Source organism: Pseudomonas sp. C9-3 (assembly GCF_032392015.1).
GTDB lineage: Bacteria > Pseudomonadota > Gammaproteobacteria > Pseudomonadales > Pseudomonadaceae > Pseudomonas > Pseudomonas nitroreducens.
In genome coordinates this window covers 5108883-5125895 of the sequence record NZ_CP135919.1, presented here as the reverse complement: position 1 = coordinate 5125895, position 17013 = coordinate 5108883, and the positions used below count along the sequence as shown (strand labels likewise).

Here is a 17013-nt window from a genome sequence, read left to right as displayed (position 1 = left end):
GTTTTTAGTGTTTTCGGCCTATAGTCTTGCCCGAAATCTCCGATAACAACAGGGAGGCGGGAATCATGCCTCCTTTCTGTTCACAGTTTCAGTCCGGTCCCCATGGCAAAAATCATCGGCATCATCGTCATTCTGGGTAGCGTGCTCGGCGGCTACATGCTCTCCGGCGGCAAGATCGCGGCCATCATCCAGCCGTTCGAAGTGCTGATCATCGGCGGCGCCGCGCTGGGCGCCTTCCTCCAGGCCAACCCTGGCAGCACCTTCATGACCGTGCTGAAGAAGGCGCCGAAGATGTTCGGCAACCGCTTCACCCATACCTTCTACCTGGAGGTGCTGGGCATGCTCTACGAGGTGCTCAACAAGAGCCGCCGCGAAGGCATGATGGCCATCGAGGCCGACGTCGAGGACCCGGCCGCCAGCCCGATCTTCAGCAAGTACCCCGCGGTGCTCAAGGATGACCGCATGACGGCCTACGTCTGTGATTACCTGCGCATCATGTCCTCGGGCAACATGGCGCCCCACGAGCTGGAAGGCCTGTTCGACATGGAACTGGGCAGCCTCAAGGAAGACCTCGAGCACCCCGCACATGCCGTGACCCGCGTCGCCGACGCCCTGCCGGGCTTCGGTATCGTCGCCGCGGTACTGGGTATCGTGATCACCATGGCGCTGCTCGGCCAGGGCAGCCAGGCCGAGATCGGCCACCACGTCGCCGCGGCGCTGGTGGGTACCTTCCTCGGTATTCTCGCCGCGTACGGTTTCGTCGGCCCGCTGTCCAACGCGCTGGAGCACGACGCCAAGGAAGAGCTGAACCTCTACGAAGCGATCAAGGCCTGCCTGGTGGCTTCGGCTTCCGGCATGCCGCCCTCGCTGGCCGTGGAGTTCGGCCGCAAGGTGCTGCTGCCGGCGCACCGTCCGAGCTTCAGCGAGCTGGAGCAGGCCGTTCGCGGTCGCTGATAGGTCGCCTGACGCATGGATAACAATCAGCCGATCATCGTCAAGCGCGTCAAGCGCTATGCCGCTGGCCACCACGGCGGCGGCTGGAAGATCGCCTTCGCCGACTTCGCCACCGCCATGATGGCGTTCTTCCTCGTGCTCTGGCTGCTGTCCTCGGCGACGCCCGAGCAGAAGAAGGCCATCTCCGGTTACTTCCAGGACCCCATCGGCTTCACCGAGAGTGCCAGCCCCTACGTCATCGACCTGGGCGGCACGCCGACGCCGGCGCCGGACAAGACGCTGAATCCGCAGATCCAGGCTCAGCCGGATGCCGACGAGACGCGGATCAACCCGGACGAGAACGCCAAGATCAACGAGCAGCAGGCCGAGGACGTCGCCGAGAAGGTCGAGAAGGAGCGCCTGGAGTTGCTGCTGCAGGAACTGCAGAACAAGGTCGACGAGAACCCGACGCTCAAGCGCTTCAAGGACCAGATCCTCTTCGAGATCACCCAGGACGGCCTGCGTATCCAGATTGTCGATTCGGACAACCGGCCGATGTTCGATCTGGGCAGCGCGCGTTTGCAGTCCTATTTCGAGGACATCCTGCTGGCGCTGGCCGAGACCATCAAGCAGGTGCCGAACAAGATCAGCATCAGTGGCCACACCGACGCCAAGCCCTACGCCGGCAATGGCGACTTCGGCAACTGGGAGCTTTCGGCCAACCGCGCCAACGCGGCGCGGCGCGCGCTGGAAGCCGGCGGCTACCCGGAAGACCAGATCGCCCGCGTGGTGGGCTACGCCTCATCGGCGCTGTTCGACCGCGACCAGCCGCTGAATCCAGTGAACCGTCGCATCGACATCATCGTCCTGACCAAGAAGGCCCAGCGCGCCATCGAGGGGCAGGACGGCGGCAGCGACAAGCCGGTCGATGGCGCAACCCCGGCTGCCCCGGGCGCCGCCACACCGGCAGCGGCCAATGGCGCACCGGCCAAGCCGGCGAGCGGGCAGGGCGACCCTGTGCCGCCGGACCAGCTCAAGCAGAAGCTCAACCTGTTCGACGACGGCGGCACGCTGAAACTCGACGAGCTGAACAAGCAGCAGTAGGAAACGAAAAAGGCCAGCGGATCAGCTGGCCTTTTTCTTCACGTGTTCACCTCAGATCGGCGAGATGCTTTTTGTAGGAGCGAGCTCGCTCGCGAACCAGCGCCGCTGCGGAAACTGTTCGCGAGCAAGCTCGCTCCTACAGGTCTGGCGTATTCGTCTAGTACTCGTCTTCCGGCAGGCTCGCGAGGATGTGCCGGTAGCTGGCCATCCGTTGCGGCGAAACACGCCCGTCTTCCAGCGCCTTGAGTAGCGCACAGCCCGGTTCGCGATCGTGCTTGCAGTCACGGAAGCGGCAATGGCCGAGCAGGTCGTGGAACTCGATGAAGCCGGCTTCGACATCGTCACGGCTGACATGGCCGAGGCCGAATTCACGGATGCCGGGGGAGTCGATCAGGTCGCCGCCGGCGGGGAAGTGGAACAGCCGCGCGGTGGTGGTGGTGTGGGTGCCCTTGCCGGTGACTTCCGACAGATCGCCAACACGGGTATCGACGCCGGGTAGCAGCGCGTTCACCAGCGACGACTTGCCCACGCCCGACTGGCCGACGAACACGCTGACGTGCTCGTTCAGCGCCGCGCGCAGGGCGTCCAGTGCCAGGCCATTGGCGGCCGAGACTTCCAGCAGCGGGTAGCCCAGTTCGCGGTAGGTGCCCAGCAGCGAATCGAGGAAGGGCGCGTTCTCTTCGTCAATCAGGTCGGCCTTGTTCAGCAGCAGCAGCGGCTTGATACCGGCGTGCTCGGCGGCCACCAGGTAGCGGTCGATCAGGTTGGCGTGGGGTTCCGGGCGCGGGGCGAAGACGATCACGATGCGATCGACGTTGGCCGCCACCGGCTTGAGTACGCCGCGCATGTCCGGGCGACGCAGCTCGGACGTTCGCGGCAATTGCGCGACGATCACCCCGATTCCCTGATTGCCGGGGCGCCAGACCACCTGGTCGCCGGTCACCAGCGGGGGCAGGTTGGCGCGCAAGTGGCAGCGGAACACCTGGCCGGCGTGGTCGCCTTCCTGCGCTTCGACTTCCACCTGTACCCCGAAGTGAGCAATTACCTGGCCGGTCTGCTCCGGGCCGAGGTCGCCGCCTTCCAGTTCTTCCAGGGCGCGCGACTCGCGCTTCGCCGCGCGCGAAGCGCGTTCTTCCTGGACTTTTTCGATCCGCCAGCTCTGCCGGCGGGTGAGATGACGCTTGGCCATAGGGTATCCACAGGGAAAATCGCGCCGCAGTTTAGCATGCGCAGGCCCGCTTCCCGCTAAACTAGAGGGCTGAGCTGAGGAGCCCCATCATGCAGAACCCACAGAACCTGATCTGGATCGACCTGGAAATGACCGGGCTGGACCCGGACAAGGACGTCATCATCGAGATGGCGACCATCGTCACCGACAGCGACCTGAACATCCTCGAGGAAGGCCCGGTGATCGCCGTGCACCAGAGTGAGGAGCTGCTCGCCGGCATGGACGAGTGGAACACCCGTCAGCACGGCCAGTCCGGCCTGACCCAGCGCGTGCGCGAAAGCAGCATCTCGGCGGCCGAAGCCGAGGCGATGACCATCGCCTTCCTGGAAAAGTGGGTGCCCAAGCGCAGTTCGCCGATCTGCGGCAACAGCATCTGCCAGGACCGCCGCTTCCTCTACCGCCACATGCCGAAGCTGGAAGGCTACTTCCACTACCGCAACCTGGATGTCTCCACTCTCAAGGAACTGGCCGCGCGCTGGGCTCCGTCGGTGCGCGACGGCTTCAAGAAGGGCAACACCCACCTGGCCCTGGACGACATCCGCGAATCCATCGCCGAGCTGCGTTACTACCGCGAGCATTTCATCAAGGTGTAAGCGGTTCCGATCGGAGCACACTCTCCCTAGCCCTGGCTGCGCGCCCCGATCCGAAGGGAGAGGGGGCTGGATTGGCGTGATGCTGGCGCGGCATCCTTCCTGATACAGAAGTATTAGGAAAACACAGTAGACAGGCTTGGCGCGGATACTCCCTCTCCCTTCAGGGAGAGGGCGGGGGAGAGGGGCTTTCAGGCGCCGTGCCGACCCAGCGCCCACTCCACATGCTCGCGCACCAGCTCCGACGGGAACTCCCGCCGCGCGCGCAGCGCCTCGATTACCGGGATGGTCGATGGGGCGTTGCCCAGGCCCACGGCCAGGTTGCGCAGCCAGCGTTCGTAACCGGCGCGCCGCAGCGGCGAGCCCTCGGTACGGCTGAGAAATTCTTCCTCCGTCCACAGGAACAGCTCCGCCAGCGCGGCGTTGTCCAGGCTGTGGCGCGGCTGGAAGTCGCCCTGGTCGGTGGCGCGGGCGAAGCGGTTCCACGGACAGACCATCTGGCAGTCGTCGCAGCCGAACACGCGGTTGCCAATCAGCGGGCGCAGGTCCACGGGAATCGGGCCTTTCAGCTCGATGGTCAGGTAGGAGATGCAGCGCCGCGCGTCCAGCACATAGGGCGCCACGAAGGCGGCGGTGGGGCAGATATCCATGCAGGCAGAGCAGCGCCCGCAGTGCTCCGTGCCGTGCGGTTCGTCCACCGGCAGCGGCAGGTCGGTGAACAGCTCGCCGAGGAAAAAGTAGCTGCCGGCCTTGCGGTTGAGCACCAGGGTGTTCTTGCCGATCCAGCCCAGGCCCGATTGCTCGGCAATGGCTTTCTCCAGCACCGGCGCGCTGTCGACGAAGGCGCGGAAACCGAACGGACCGACCTGCTGCTGGATGCGCTCGGCCAACTGCTGCAGGCGTTTGCGGATCAGCTTGTGATAGTCGCGACCCAGGGCGTAGCGCGAGACATAGGCCTTCTCGGCATCGCCCAGCACCTGCGCCATGCGTGTGTCGCCGGGCAGGTAGTCCATGCGTAGCGAAACCACGCGCAGCGTGCCGGGCACCAGTTCGTCCGGCCGCCAGCGCTTGCTGCCGTGGGCGCCCATGTAGTCCATCTCGCCGTGGTAGCCCGCATCCAGCCAGCGCTGCAGGTGGGCGCCGTGCTCCTTGAGGTCGAGCCCGCTGATGCCGACCTGCTGGAAGCCGAGTTCGCGCCCCCAATCCTTGATGGAGCGGGCGAGGTCGGCGTAATCGAGCGTTGAATCGTGCATGGAAGGCGGGAAACCGAAGTCCGGGTGCGTATAATTCTGCCAGACCTGGCTGGCGTCGGCCCGTCCGTACGCCAATAGCCGTTCAAAATCTGCTGCGCGTCGGCACAGCTGCGTTAAAAACAGACTCGGAATGCTCATTTACAGCAGTAAACTGCGCTCCCTCGTCTCTTTTTGCCTTGCTCTGCTCTAGCTCGCGAGCTTTTGAACAGGCTCTCAGGCGACACATTCTGCCGCCCGGAACAGCGATGACTGCCCACGACGATCTGCCCCTGAATCTCTACAGCGCCCAGCAGGTGCGCGATCTTGATGCACGCCTCATCGCCGCCGGCACGCCCGGCTTCGAGCTGATGCGTCGCGCCGCCCATGCTGCCTGGCGCGCGCTGCGCCGCCAGTGGCCGGATGCTGGCGAGATCACCGTGCTGGCCGGCCATGGAAACAACGCTGGCGACGGCTACCTGATCGCTGCCCTGGCCCTGCGCGCCGGTTGGCGCGTGCGCGTGCTGGCGGTGGGCGATGCCGCCTGCCTCTCTGGCGATGCCGCCTCGGCCCATGGCGAGGCGCGCGCGGCCGGCGTGGATATCGAAGTCTGGAGCGACCGCGCCGAACTGCGTGGCGTGCTGGTCGATGCGCTGCTGGGCACCGGCCTCGGCGGCGAGGTGCGCGAACCTTATGCCTCGGCCATCGCGGCGATCAACGCCAGCAGCCTGCCAGTCCTGGCCGTGGACATTCCTTCCGGCCTCAGCGCGGATACCGGGCAAGTGTTGGGCTGCGCGGTGAACGCCGACCTGACCGTGACATTCATTGGCCTCAAGCTTGGCCTGTTCACTGCCCAGGGGCCCGACCAGTGCGGCGAACTGGTTTTCGACGGGCTCGATGCCGATCCTGCGCTGCTTCCAGAAAATGGCGTGGCGCGCCGACTCGCTCCGGCTTCCCTGCCTCTTCTCGCCACGCGCCCGAAGGCCGCGCACAAGGGCCTGTTCGGCCATGTGCTGGTGGTCGGCGGCGATACCGGCCTGGGCGGCGCCGTGCTGCTGGCCGCAGAGAGTGCGCTGCGCTGTGGCGCCGGGCTGGTTTCCCTGGCGACCCGCGTGGCCCACGTGCCCGCTGTGCTGGCTCGTCGCCCCGAACTGATGGCGCGCGGCGTCTCCTCTTCCGCAGAGTTGCTGCGCCTCGCCGAGCGCGCCGATGTGCTGGTGGTCGGCCCTGGCGTCGGTCGTGATGCCTGGGGGCGCGTACTGGTCAGCGCTGCAGCGAGCCTGGAGCGCCGACAGGTGTGGGACGCCGATGCGCTCAATCTGCTGGCCGAAGAGCGGGTGGCCCGCCCATCCGGCGACTGGGTGATCACTCCCCATCCCGCCGAAGCGGCCCGCCTGCTGGGTACCTCCACCGCGGAGGTTCAGGCGGATCGCCCCAAGGCTGCTCTCGCACTGGCGCAGCGCTATCAGGCGGTGGTCGTGCTCAAGGGCGTCGGTAGCCTGATCGCGTCCCCGGATGGCCGGCTCGCGCTGTGCGATCACGGTCATCCAGCCATGGCGGGCGCCGGGCTGGGTGACGTGCTTTCCGGCATCCTCGGTGCGCTGCTGGCGCAGGGGCTGCCGGCGTTCGATGCCGCTTGCCTGGCGGTCTGGCTGCACGCGCGCGCCGGCGAGTCGCTCGGCGCGCAAGGTCGCGGCCTGGCCGCCGCCGATCTGATTCCTGCCGTTCGTCAGTTGCTCGAGGAGTTGTGCCCATGCCTGAACTGAATCTGTTCGCCGACGGCGAAGAGGCCATGGTCGATCTGGGTCGGCGGATCGCCGAGGCGACCGGCGGGCGCGGGGTGATCTATCTGCATGGCGACCTGGGGGCGGGCAAGACCACGCTGTCGCGCGGCATCCTGCGGGGATTGGGCCACGGTGGGGCGGTCAAGAGTCCGACCTTCACCCTGGTCGAGCCCTACGAAATCGGTGATCTGCGCGCCTTCCACTTCGATCTCTATCGCCTGGCCGATCCGGAGGAACTGGAGTTCCTCGGCATCCGCGACTACTTCGAGGGCGACGCTTTGTGCCTGATCGAGTGGGCGGAGCGTGGCAAAGGCATTTTGCCAAAGGCCGACATGGACATTACCATTGTTCCGCATGCGGGCGGACGCATGCTGCGCCTCGACTCGCACGGAACACGGGGCGAAGCCTGGTGTGCCGCCCTGGCCACGGGAGCATAGAAAAAAGATGGGTTGGGGGTTGCGCCTTCGGGCGTTGTTTATCGGGGTGTCCGTTCTGCTGGCATTCGTTGCCGGCGAGGTTTCTGCCGCCACGCAAATCAAGAGCGTGCGCATCTGGCGCGCGCCGGACAACACACGTCTGGTGTTCGATCTGTCCGGCCCCGTGCAGCACAGTCTGTTCACCCTGAGCGCGCCCAACCGCATCGTCGTCGACATCAACGGCGCACAGATGTCCGCCGCCCTCGACAAGCTCAAGCTTGGCAATACCCCGATCACCGCGATGCGCTCTGCCCAGCGCTCGCCCACCGATCTGCGCCTGGTGCTGGACCTGAAGAACCAGGTCACGCCCAAGAGCTTCGTGCTGCCGCCGAACCAGCAGTACGGCAACCGCCTGGTCGTCGACCTGTATGACCAGGGCGCCGACATTGCCCCGGACGTCCCGGCGACCCCGACGCCCAGCGTGCCCGCCACGCCGGTCAGCCCTGCCCAGTCGGTGGCCAAGATTCCCGCGCCCAGCAGTGGCGGCAAGCGCGATGTGGTGATCGCCATCGACGCCGGTCACGGCGGTGAAGACCCTGGCGCCCTCGGCCCGAATGGTCTGCACGAGAAGAACATCACCCTGTCGATCGCCCGCGAACTGCAGCGGCAGATCAACCAGATGAAAGGCTTCCGCGCCGAACTGACGCGGACCGGCGACTACTTCATCCCACTGCGCAACCGCACCGTGATCGCCCGCAAGAAGGGCGCGGACCTGTTCGTTTCGATCCACGCGGACGCCGCGCCCAGCCGCAGCGCCTTCGGTGCATCGGTATTCGCCCTGTCCGACCGTGGTGCCACTTCCGAGACCGCGCGCTGGCTGGCCGACACGGAAAACCGCTCCGACCTTATCGGCGGTGACGGCGGCGTGAACCTCGACGACAAGGACAAGATGCTTGCTGGCGTGCTGCTCGACCTGTCGATGACCGCCACCATGTCCTCCAGCCTGGACGTCGGCCACAAGGTGCTGACCAGCGTCGGCCGCGTCACCCCGCTGCATAAGCGCCGCGTGGAACAGGCCGGCTTCATGGTGCTGAAGTCCCCGGACATCCCGTCGATCCTGGTGGAAACCGGGTTCATCTCCAACCCGAACGAATCGGCCAAGCTGGCCAGCGGCTCGCACCAGCAGGCCCTGGCGCGCTCCATCGCTGCGGGTGTGCGTCAGTACTTCGTGCAGACCCCGCCGCCGGGCACCTATATCGCTTCGTTGCGCGACGGCGGCCAGTTGGCTTCCGGCCCGCGTGAGTACGTCGTGCGCAGTGGCGACAGTCTGGCGATGGTTGCCAGCCGCTTCGATGTCAGCACGTCCTCGATCCGCAGCGCCAACTCGCTCAAGAGCGACGAGCTGAAAATTGGTCAGGTGCTGAAGATCCCGGGCACCTCCCTGGCGTCGCAGCAATGAGTGACGTTCGCCGAATCCAGCTGCTGACTCCGCGGCTGGCGAACCAGATCGCTGCCGGAGAAGTGGTCGAGCGGCCCGCCTCGGTCATCAAGGAACTGCTGGAAAACTGCCTGGACGCCGGTGCCAAGCGCATCGACATCGAAGTTGAGCAGGGCGGCGTCAAGCTGCTGCGTGTGCGCGACGATGGCAGCGGCATTCCTGCCGACGACCTGCCTTTGGCACTGGCGCGCCATGCCACCAGCAAGATCCGCGAGCTGGAAGACCTGGAGCGGGTAATGAGCCTGGGCTTCCGTGGCGAAGCGCTGGCCTCGATCAGCTCCGTTTCGCGCCTGACCCTGACCTCCCGTACCGCCGATGCCGAGCAGGCCTGGCAGGTGGAGGTCGAAGGCCGCGATATGGAGTCCACCGTGAAGCCGGCGGCACACCCGGTGGGCACCAGCATCGAAGTGCGCGACCTGTTCTTCAACACCCCGGCGCGTCGCAAATTCCTGCGCGCCGAGAAGACCGAGTTCGATCACCTGCAGGAAGTCATCAAGCGTCTGGCGCTGGCGCGCTTCGATGTGGCTTTCCACCTGCGCCACAACGGCAAGACCATCCTCTCGCTGCATGAGGCGAAGGACGAGGCCTCCCGCGCCCGTCGCGTCGGCGCCGTGTGCAGCGCTGGTTTCCTCGAACAGGCCCTGCCCATCGAAGTGGAGCGCAACGGCCTGCACCTGTGGGGCTGGGTCGGTCTGCCGACCTTCTCGCGTAGCCAGCCGGACCTGCAGTACTTCTACGTGAACGGCCGCATGGTGCGCGACAAGCTGGTCGCCCACGCCGTGCGCCAGGCCTATCGCGATGTGCTGTACAACGGCCGGCATCCGACCTTCGTGCTGTTCTTCGAAGTCGATCCCGCGGTGGTGGACGTCAACGTCCACCCGACCAAGCACGAAGTGCGCTTCCGCGACAGCCGCATGGTCCACGACTTCCTCTACGGCACCCTGCACCGGGCGCTGGCGGAAGTGCGTCCGGACGACCAGTTGGCTCCGCCGGGCGCCACCACCCTGACTGCGCCGCGCCCCACGGGGGCGGAAGCCGGCGAGTTCGGCCCGCAGGGCGAGATGCGCCTGTCCGAGACCGTGCTGGAGGCTCCGGCCGCCGCACGTGCCTGGCAGCCCAGCCCATCTTCCGGCGGATCCGCTGGCGGTGGCTACAGCTACCAGCCGACGCGCTCGGAAATGCCTCCTATCCAGGAGGCCCAGGGCGCCTACAAGGCCTACTTTGCTCCGCTCCCCGACCAGGCGCCGCAGGCGTTGCCGGAGAGCAGCCAGGATGTGCCGCCGCTGGGCTATGCCCTGGCGCAGCTTAAGGGCATCTACATCCTTTCGGAGAACGCCCACGGCCTGGTGCTGGTGGATATGCACGCCGCCCACGAGCGCATCATGTACGAGCGCCTGAAGACTGCGATGGCCAGTGAAGGCCTGCGTGGCCAGCCGCTGCTGGTGCCGGAGTCTATCGCCGTCAGCGAACGCGAGGCGGACTGCGCCGAAGAGCATGGCAGCTGGTTCTCCAAACTCGGCTTCGAATTGCAGCGGCTCGGCCCGGAAACCCTGGCGATCCGCCAGATTCCCGCGCTGCTCAAGCAGGCCGAGGCGACGCAGTTGGTGCGCGACGTACTTGCCGACCTGCTGGAGTACGGCACCAGCGACCGTATCCAGGCACACCTCAACGAGTTGCTCGGCACCATGGCCTGCCACGGCGCCGTGCGCGCCAATCGCCGCCTGACGCTGCCGGAGATGAACGGCCTGCTGCGTGACATGGAAGTGACCGAGCGCAGCGGCCAGTGCAACCACGGCCGGCCGACCTGGACGCAGTTGGGGCTCGACGAGCTGGACAAGCTGTTCCTGCGCGGACGTTGATTTCCGTAAGGTTGCGTTCAGGAAAGTGCAGTAAACTGCGCGCCAATCGATTCAGCAGTGCGCAATAACGAGCTCCCGATGTCCCTGCCTCCCGCCATTTTTCTCATGGGCCCCACCGCCGCCGGCAAGACCGACCTGGCGCTGGAACTGGCGCGTCTGCTGCCGGTGGAGCTGATCAGCGTGGACTCGGCGCTGATCTACCGCGACATGGACATCGGTACCGCCAAGCCTTCTCGTGACGTGCTGGCCGAGTTCCCGCATCGCCTGATCGACATCCGTGACCCCAGCGAGGCCTATTCGGCTGCGGAGTTCCGCGCTGACGCCCTGGCGGCCATGGCCGAAATCACCGCGGCCGGAAAGATCCCGCTGCTGGTCGGCGGCACCATGTTGTATTTCAAGGCGTTGCTGGAAGGCCTGGCCGATATGCCCAGTGCTGACCCCGCCGTGCGTGCCGAACTGGAAGCCTGGGCCGCCGCCGAAGGCTGGGGCGCCCTGCACGCGGAGCTTGCTCGCGTCGACCCGGAGTCGGCTGCGCGCATCCATCCCAACGATCCCCAGCGACTCGTCCGTGCCCTCGAAGTCTTTCGCGTCAGCGGTATGTCAATGACTGCACACCGCCTGCGCCAGGCGAGTGAAAATGCGGGTCTTGGCGCGCAAGGCAGTGGACAATTACCGTATACTGTGGCTCATCTGGCGATCGCACCTCTGCAGCGCCAGGTGTTGCACGAGCGTATCGCGCAACGTTTTGACCAGATGCTGGAACAGGGCTTCATCGCCGAGGTCGAACGCCTTCGCGCAAGGAGTGACTTGCACGTGGGGCTACCGTCCATAAGAGCGGTGGGTTACCGACAGGTATGGGATTACCTCGAGGGCAAACTGTCCTACGCTGAGATGGTGGAGCGCGGCGTCATCGCCACGCGGCAGCTGGCCAAGCGCCAGTTCACCTGGCTCCGCAGCTGGAGCGATCTACACTGGTTGGACAGTCAGGCAAGCGACAATTTGCCGCGTGCCTTGAAATACTTTGAGGCGGTCTCCATATAGGTTCGAGACCTTAATTCCGGCCGTCTATCCTTGGGGTTCAGGACGGCGTTAAGCCAAATTCGACTACTACTAAATCAGTTTTTTACCCTTACAAGGAGTGCGGCATATGTCAAAAGGGCATTCGCTACAAGACCCTTACCTCAATACCCTGCGCAAAGAACGCGTTCCGGTTTCCATCTACCTGGTCAACGGCATCAAGCTGCAGGGTCAGATCGAATCCTTCGACCAGTTCGTCATCCTGCTGAAGAACACTGTCAGCCAGATGGTCTACAAGCATGCGATTTCCACCGTGGTTCCCAGCCGCCCCGTGCGCCTGCCCACCGGTGATCAACCGGCCGAGCCGGGCAACGTTTGACGGGAGTCCGCCTTGTTCTTTGAGCGCCCGGGTGGTGGGGAACGGGCCATTCTGGTCCATCTGGAAGGTCAGGACCCCGAGGCGCGCGAAGACCCGCAGGAATTCCAGGAGCTGGCCCGTTCGGCAGGCGCGGAATCGGTTGCTTTCGTCAGCATTTCGCGCCATCAGCCCTCAGCCAAGTACCTGATCGGCAGCGGCAAGGTCGAAGAGTTGCACGACCTCGTCCACGCCGAGAAGGTCGAGCTGATCATCTTCAATCACACCCTTACGCCGAGCCAGGAGCGCAACCTCGAGCGAGCGCTCGAATGTCGCGTGCTCGATCGTACGGGGCTGATCCTCGATATCTTCGCCCAGCGCGCCCGTACCCATGAGGGCAAGCTGCAGGTGGAGCTCGCCCAGTTGGAACACATGAGCACGCGTCTGGTACGCGGCTGGACTCACCTTGAGCGCCAGAAAGGCGGTATCGGCCTGCGTGGCCCGGGTGAAACCCAGCTGGAAACCGACCGCCGCCTGCTGCGTGGGCGTATCCGGCAGATCAAGTCACGCCTGGAAAAGGTCCGCAGCCAACGCGAGCAGGCCCGTCGCGGCCGTCGCCGTGCGGAGATTCCGGCGGTGTCCCTGGTGGGCTACACCAACGCCGGCAAGTCCACGCTGTTCAATGCGCTGACTACTTCCGAGGTCTATGCGGCCGACCAGTTGTTCGCCACCCTCGACCCAACCCTGCGCCGCCTGGAACTGAATGACGTCGGGCCGATCGTGCTGGCCGATACCGTGGGCTTCATTCGTCACCTTCCGCACAAGCTGGTAGAGGCGTTTCGAGCTACCTTGGAAGAGTCCAGTAACTCCGATCTGCTGCTGCATGTGATCGACTCCCACGAGCCGGATCGCGATGCTCAGATCGAACAGGTGCTGGCGGTGCTGAAAGAGATCGGTGCGAATGAGTTGCCGATGCTCGAGGTGTACAACAAGATCGACCTGCTGCCGGACATGCAGCCGATGATTCAGCGCGACGAGCTGGGCAAGCCGGTGCGCGTCTGGCTGTCGGCGCGGGAGTCGCGCGGGCTGGAGTTGCTGGAGCAGGCGGTCGCCGAGTTGCTGGGGGAGGACATGTTCGTGGGAACACTCTGTCTGCCACAGCGCCTGGGACGACTCCGGGCTCAGTTCTTCGAGCTGGGTGCGGTACAGTCGGAGAATCACGACGAACAAGGACGCGCCGTTTTGCAGGTCCGCCTGCCGCGTGTCGAGTTGAACCGCATGGTGAGCCGCGAAGGCTGGCAGCCGTCGGAGTTCATTGCGCAACACACTTTGCAATAAAGCCCGGCACACTGTTTTTGGCAGGGTAAGGGGCATTCGGTAGCATAGGTGGGCGCGCCGTAGGCGCGTTTTCGCGTTATCAGATGGAGAGCGCTATGGCTTGGAATGAGCCGGGTGACAACTCGAACAAGAACGACCAGGACCCCTGGGGTGGACGCCGTGGTGGTGGTCGCCAGGGTCCTCCTGATCTGGATGAGGCCTTCCGCAAGCTGCAAGACAGCCTGAACGGAATTTTTGGCAAACCCAAGCGCGGCAGTGGTTCGGGCGGTGGCGGCGGTGGTCGGGGCGGTAGCCTCGGTCTGTTCGGTATCGGCCTGGCGATCCTTGCCGTGCTGTGGCTGTACAACGCCATTTACGTGGTGGACGAACAGGAGCAGGCAGTGATCCTGCGCTTCGGTCAGTACCACGAGACCGTGGGCCCCGGCCTGAACATCTACTTCCCGCCGATCGACAAGAAGTTCCAGGAGAACGTCACCCGCGAGCGTGCCTACAGCAAGCAGGGTCAGATGCTCACCGAGGACGAGAACATCGTCGAGGTTCCGCTGACCGTGCAGTACAAGGTCAGCAACCTGAAGGACTTCGTGCTCAACGTCGACCAGCCGGAAGTGAGCCTGCAGCACGCCACCGAAAGCGCCCTGCGCCATGTGGCCGGCTCGACCACCATGGACAAGATCCTCACCGAGGGTCGTGAACAGATGGCCACCGAGGTGCGTGATCGCCTACAGCGCTTCCTCGATACCTACAAGACCGGTATCACGGTGACTCAGGTGAACATCCAGAGTGCCGCCGCGCCGCGTGAAGTACAGGAAGCGTTCGACGACGTGATCCGTGCCCGCGAGGACGAGCAGCGCGAGAAGAACCAGGCCGAAGCCTACGCCAACGGCGTGGTGCCCGAAGCCCGTGGCCAGGCTCAGCGCATCATCGAGGAAGCCAACGGCTACCGCGATGAAGTGGTTTCCCGCGCCCAGGGTGAGGCAGACCGCTTCACCAAGTTGGCCGGTGAGTATCACAAGGCTCCGGAAGTCACCCGTCAGCGTCTGTACCTGGACTCCATGCAGGATGTCCTGAGCCAGACCAGCAAGGTGCTGGTCACCGGCCAGCAAGGTCAGAACAACCTGATCTACCTGCCGCTGGACAAGATGATGGATGGCCGTGGTTCGGCAGCTCCGAGCACCGCGCCCAGCGCGAGCAGCAGCACGCCGGATATCGGTTCGCGGGTCGCCAGCGACCTGCAGCAGCGTGACACGCGTACCCGGGAGAGCCGCTGATGAGTAACAAGTCCCTGATCGCCCTCATCGCGGGTGTGGTGGTTGCTGTTGCCGTCTGGAGCAGCGTCTACGTGGTGCAACAGACCGAGCGCGCCGTCATGCTGCGCTTCGGTCGCGTGGTCGAGCCGGACGTGAAGCCCGGTCTGCACTTCAAGATTCCGTACGTCAACACGGTGCGCAAGTTCGATGGCCGCCTGCTGACCCTGGACTCGCCGACCCAGCGCTTCCTGACGCTGGAGAAGAAAGCGGTGATGGTCGACGCCTACGCCAAGTGGCGCGTCTCCGATGCCGAGCGCTTCTACACCGCGACTTCCGGCATGAAGCAGATTGCCGACGAGCGTCTGTCCCGTCGTCTGGAAGCCGGTCTGCGTGACCAGTTCGGCAAGCGCACCCTGCACGAAGTTGTGTCTGGAGAGCGTGATGCGCTGATGGGTGACATCACTGCGTCGCTGAACCGCATGGCGCAGAAGGAGTTGGGTATCGAAGTGGTCGACGTTCGCGTCAAGGCCATCGACCTGCCCAAGGAAGTGAACCGTAGCGTGTTCGAGCGCATGAGCACCGAGCGTGAGCGGGAAGCCCGCGAGCACCGTGCCAAGGGTCGCGAACTGGCTGAAGGTATCCGCGCAGATGCCGACCGTCAGCGTCGTGTGCTGCTGGCCGAGGCCTATCGCGAATCGGAAGAAACCCGTGGTGACGGCGATGCCAAGGCGTCGGCGATCTACGCCAAGGCCTACTCTGCCGATCCGGAGTTCTACGCCTTCACCCGCAGCCTCAAGGCTTATCGCGAGAGCTTTGCGGACAAGAAGGACGTGCTGGTGCTCGATCCGAGCAGCGAGTTCTTCCGCTATCTGGAAAAAGCTAAACCGTAAGTCAAAGTCTCCGGCGGGCGGCAGCGCCCGCCGGAGAAATCGTGTTATCATGGGTCAGCCGGGAAATCCCGGCTTTTTTGCGTCCGCGAGAATGATCGACGAGAGCCATGTGGCAGGAATTCGGCAAGGCGTTCTGTCTGTTGCTGGTGCTGGAAGGCATCCTTCCATTCCTGTACCCGCGTGGTTGGCGCGACGCCGTGAGCGGGCTCGGGCGCCTTGGCGACCGCAGTCTGAGACTCATCGGGCTGGGCAGCATGCTGCTCGGCACCGTCCTTCTTTACTGCATTCATTGAAGTGCCGCCCGGCCTAAAAAAGGAGAGAGGCGACATGGCAACGGTAGACCGCTGGCTGCTGCCAGATGGAATCGAAGAAGTGCTGCCACCGGAGGCGGCTCGCGTTGAAGCAGCCCGCCGTCAGGTGCTGGACCTGTTCCAGCGCTGGGGTTACGAGTTCGTTGTCACCCCGCATATCGAATACCTGGAATCCCTGCTGACCGGTGCCGGCCAGGATCTGGACCTGCGTACCTTCAAGGTCACTGATCCGGCGTCCGGCCGTCTGATGGGCTTCCGTGCGGACATCACGCCGCAAGTGGCACGCATGGACGCCCACAGCCTGCGTCGCGAAGGGCCGAACCGCCTGTGTTACGCCGGCAGCGTGCTGCATGCCCGCCCGCGTGCGCTGGCTACTTCGCGCAGCCCGATCCAGTTGGGCGCCGAACTCTACGGTAATACCGGCTCGGCCGGTGACGTCGAAGTCATCAGCCTGCTGCTCGACATGCTCGAGATGGCCCAGGTGCCGGATGTGCACATGGACCTCGGTCATGTTGGCATCTACCGTGGCCTGGCCCAGGCTGCCGGGCTGTCCGGCGAAGTCGAGCAACTGCTGTTCGACGCCCTGCAGCGCAAGGCCGTGGATGAAATCGCGGCGCTGACCGAAGGCCTGCCAGGCGATCTCGCCGGCATGCTGCGTGCGTTGGCTGAGCTGTGTGGAGGCCGCGAGGTGCTGAGTCAGGCGCGTGAAGTGCTTGCCGGGGCTCCGGCTCCGGTGCAGGCCGCACTGGCGGACATCACGGCTATTGCCGACTCGCTGGCTGCGCGCTTCCCGCAACTGCCGCTGTACTTCGATCTCGGCGAGCTGCGTGGCTATCACTATCACACGGGCGTGGTGTTCGCCGCGTTCGTACCTGGGGTTGGCGAGTCCATCGCCCAGGGCGGCCGTTACGACGACATCGGCGCTGATTTCGGCCGTGCCCGTCCGGCGACCGGTTTTTCCACCGACCTCAAGACCCTGGTCACTCTCGGCCGCGCCCAGCTCGACGAGCTGCGCACCGGAGTCTGGGCGCCGGCCGATGGCGCCGGCTTGTGGCAGGCGGTGCAGCAGCTGCGCCGTCAGGGCGTGCGCGTGGTACAGGCGCTGCCCGGGCAGGATGCGGCTTCGGCTACCGAAGCGGGCTGCGACCGGCAACTGCTGGTTCGCGATGGCAATTGGCAGGTGGCCGCGCTCTGAGGCGCGTCACTCGAGTTTC

Annotated in this window: 16 protein-coding genes; 14 read left to right on the top strand and 2 right to left on the bottom strand. The window is 65.0% G+C overall.

Annotation, left to right across the window (positions count from 1 at the left end; genetic code table 11):
- Window positions 1-102: 102 nt before the first annotated feature.
- Together motA and motB are read left to right on the top strand one after the other, a co-directional pair.
- Window positions 103-954: a flagellar motor stator protein MotA gene (gene motA, locus RS899_RS23585; protein ID WP_054906352.1), complete on the top strand. Its 852-nt coding sequence runs from the start codon at window positions 103-105 to the stop codon at window positions 952-954.
- A gap of 15 nt (window positions 955-969) precedes the next feature.
- Window positions 970-2037, top strand: a complete 1068-nt coding sequence (gene motB / locus RS899_RS23580) for a flagellar motor protein MotB (RefSeq protein WP_315808198.1) — start codon at window positions 970-972, stop codon at window positions 2035-2037.
- Between the two features lie 157 nt (window positions 2038-2194).
- Here motB and rsgA read toward each other — a convergent pair whose 3' ends face one another.
- Window positions 2195-3226 carry a small ribosomal subunit biogenesis GTPase RsgA gene (rsgA, locus tag RS899_RS23575; RefSeq protein WP_054906354.1) on the bottom strand — a complete coding sequence of 344 codons (1032 nt, stop codon included), beginning with the start codon at window positions 3224-3226 and terminating at the stop codon, window positions 2195-2197.
- A gap of 89 nt (window positions 3227-3315) precedes the next feature.
- On the opposite strand from rsgA, the gene orn reads away from it, so the two are divergent.
- Window positions 3316-3858, top strand: a complete 543-nt coding sequence (gene orn / locus RS899_RS23570) for an oligoribonuclease (protein WP_233297351.1) — start codon at window positions 3316-3318, stop codon at window positions 3856-3858.
- 188 nt (window positions 3859-4046) lie between these two features.
- Here the strand turns inward: orn and queG are convergent, their stop codons facing one another.
- Window positions 4047-5108: a tRNA epoxyqueuosine(34) reductase QueG gene (gene queG, locus RS899_RS23565; protein ID WP_315808197.1), complete on the bottom strand. Its 1062-nt coding sequence runs from the start codon at window positions 5106-5108 to the stop codon at window positions 4047-4049.
- Window positions 5109-5353: 245 nt separating this feature from the next.
- Here queG and RS899_RS23560 point away from each other — a divergent pair, with 245 nt between their 5' ends.
- The 11 genes from RS899_RS23560 (at window position 5354) to RS899_RS23510 (ending at window position 16994) form a co-directional block, all read left to right on the top strand.
- Window positions 5354-6850, top strand: a complete 1497-nt coding sequence (locus tag RS899_RS23560) for an NAD(P)H-hydrate dehydratase (protein WP_315808196.1) — start codon at window positions 5354-5356, stop codon at window positions 6848-6850.
- Window positions 6838-7305: a tRNA (adenosine(37)-N6)-threonylcarbamoyltransferase complex ATPase subunit type 1 TsaE gene (gene tsaE / locus RS899_RS23555; protein ID WP_315808195.1), complete on the top strand. Its 468-nt coding sequence runs from the start codon at window positions 6838-6840 to the stop codon at window positions 7303-7305. Before RS899_RS23560 ends, tsaE begins: the two co-directional genes overlap by 13 nt.
- A 7-nt stretch (window positions 7306-7312) precedes the next feature.
- Window positions 7313-8743, top strand: coding sequence for an N-acetylmuramoyl-L-alanine amidase AmiB (amiB, locus tag RS899_RS23550; RefSeq protein ID WP_315808194.1), 1431 nt, complete (start codon window positions 7313-7315; stop codon window positions 8741-8743).
- On the top strand, window positions 8740-10641 hold the full coding sequence (mutL, locus tag RS899_RS23545; RefSeq protein WP_315808193.1) for a DNA mismatch repair endonuclease MutL: 1902 nt from the start codon (window positions 8740-8742) through the stop codon (window positions 10639-10641). The genes amiB and mutL overlap by 4 nt, the downstream gene beginning before the upstream one ends.
- 78 nt (window positions 10642-10719) lie before the next feature.
- Complete coding sequence (gene miaA / locus RS899_RS23540; protein WP_054906359.1) at window positions 10720-11682, top strand: tRNA (adenosine(37)-N6)-dimethylallyltransferase MiaA; 963 nt, start codon at window positions 10720-10722, stop codon at window positions 11680-11682.
- A gap of 106 nt (window positions 11683-11788) precedes the next feature.
- Window positions 11789-12037 carry an RNA chaperone Hfq gene (gene hfq, locus RS899_RS23535; RefSeq protein ID WP_017520393.1) on the top strand — a complete coding sequence of 83 codons (249 nt, stop codon included), beginning with the start codon at window positions 11789-11791 and terminating at the stop codon, window positions 12035-12037.
- Window positions 12038-12049: 12 nt separating this feature from the next.
- Entirely contained in the window at window positions 12050-13351 is a 1302-nt protein-coding gene (gene hflX, locus RS899_RS23530) for a ribosome rescue GTPase HflX (protein WP_054906360.1), read from the top strand.
- Between the two features lie 95 nt (window positions 13352-13446).
- Entirely contained in the window at window positions 13447-14619 is a 1173-nt protein-coding gene (gene hflK, locus RS899_RS23525; RefSeq protein WP_054906361.1) for an FtsH protease activity modulator HflK, read from the top strand.
- Window positions 14619-15488, top strand: coding sequence for a protease modulator HflC (hflC, locus tag RS899_RS23520; protein ID WP_024764328.1), 870 nt, complete (start codon window positions 14619-14621; stop codon window positions 15486-15488). The genes hflK and hflC overlap by 1 nt, the downstream gene beginning before the upstream one ends.
- Window positions 15489-15595: 107 nt before the next feature.
- The gene (locus RS899_RS23515) at window positions 15596-15781 is read left to right on the top strand and encodes a DUF2065 domain-containing protein (RefSeq protein WP_037012084.1); all 186 of its coding nucleotides are present in this window, start codon (window positions 15596-15598) and stop codon (window positions 15779-15781) included.
- Between the two features lie 34 nt (window positions 15782-15815).
- Window positions 15816-16994 carry an ATP phosphoribosyltransferase regulatory subunit gene (locus RS899_RS23510; RefSeq protein WP_315808192.1) on the top strand — a complete coding sequence of 393 codons (1179 nt, stop codon included), beginning with the start codon at window positions 15816-15818 and terminating at the stop codon, window positions 16992-16994.
- Window positions 16995-17013 lie beyond the last annotated feature (19 nt).

What these genes read in the sequence shown, in the direction of transcription:
- RS899_RS23515 (WP_037012084.1), top strand. Translation starts at nt 15,596, where the DNA reads ATGTGGCAGGAATTCGGCAAGGCGTTCTGTCTGTTGCTGGTGCTGGAA.
- RS899_RS23510 (WP_315808192.1), top strand. Translation starts at nt 15,816, where the DNA reads ATGGCAACGGTAGACCGCTGGCTGCTGCCAGATGGAATCGAAGAAGTG.
- queG (WP_315808197.1), bottom strand. Translation starts at nt 5,108, where the DNA reads ATGCACGATTCAACGCTCGATTACGCCGACCTCGCCCGCTCCATCAAG.
- mutL (WP_315808193.1), top strand. Translation starts at nt 8,740, where the DNA reads ATGAGTGACGTTCGCCGAATCCAGCTGCTGACTCCGCGGCTGGCGAAC.
- tsaE (WP_315808195.1), top strand. Translation starts at nt 6,838, where the DNA reads ATGCCTGAACTGAATCTGTTCGCCGACGGCGAAGAGGCCATGGTCGAT.
- motA (WP_054906352.1), top strand. Translation starts at nt 103, where the DNA reads ATGGCAAAAATCATCGGCATCATCGTCATTCTGGGTAGCGTGCTCGGC.
- miaA (WP_054906359.1), top strand. Translation starts at nt 10,720, where the DNA reads ATGTCCCTGCCTCCCGCCATTTTTCTCATGGGCCCCACCGCCGCCGGC.
- motB (WP_315808198.1), top strand. Translation starts at nt 970, where the DNA reads ATGGATAACAATCAGCCGATCATCGTCAAGCGCGTCAAGCGCTATGCC.
- rsgA (WP_054906354.1), bottom strand. Translation starts at nt 3,226, where the DNA reads ATGGCCAAGCGTCATCTCACCCGCCGGCAGAGCTGGCGGATCGAAAAA.
- amiB (WP_315808194.1), top strand. Translation starts at nt 7,313, where the DNA reads ATGGGTTGGGGGTTGCGCCTTCGGGCGTTGTTTATCGGGGTGTCCGTT.
- hflC (WP_024764328.1), top strand. Translation starts at nt 14,619, where the DNA reads ATGAGTAACAAGTCCCTGATCGCCCTCATCGCGGGTGTGGTGGTTGCT.
- hfq (WP_017520393.1), top strand. Translation starts at nt 11,789, where the DNA reads ATGTCAAAAGGGCATTCGCTACAAGACCCTTACCTCAATACCCTGCGC.
- hflK (WP_054906361.1), top strand. Translation starts at nt 13,447, where the DNA reads ATGGCTTGGAATGAGCCGGGTGACAACTCGAACAAGAACGACCAGGAC.
- RS899_RS23560 (WP_315808196.1), top strand. Translation starts at nt 5,354, where the DNA reads ATGACTGCCCACGACGATCTGCCCCTGAATCTCTACAGCGCCCAGCAG.
- orn (WP_233297351.1), top strand. Translation starts at nt 3,316, where the DNA reads ATGCAGAACCCACAGAACCTGATCTGGATCGACCTGGAAATGACCGGG.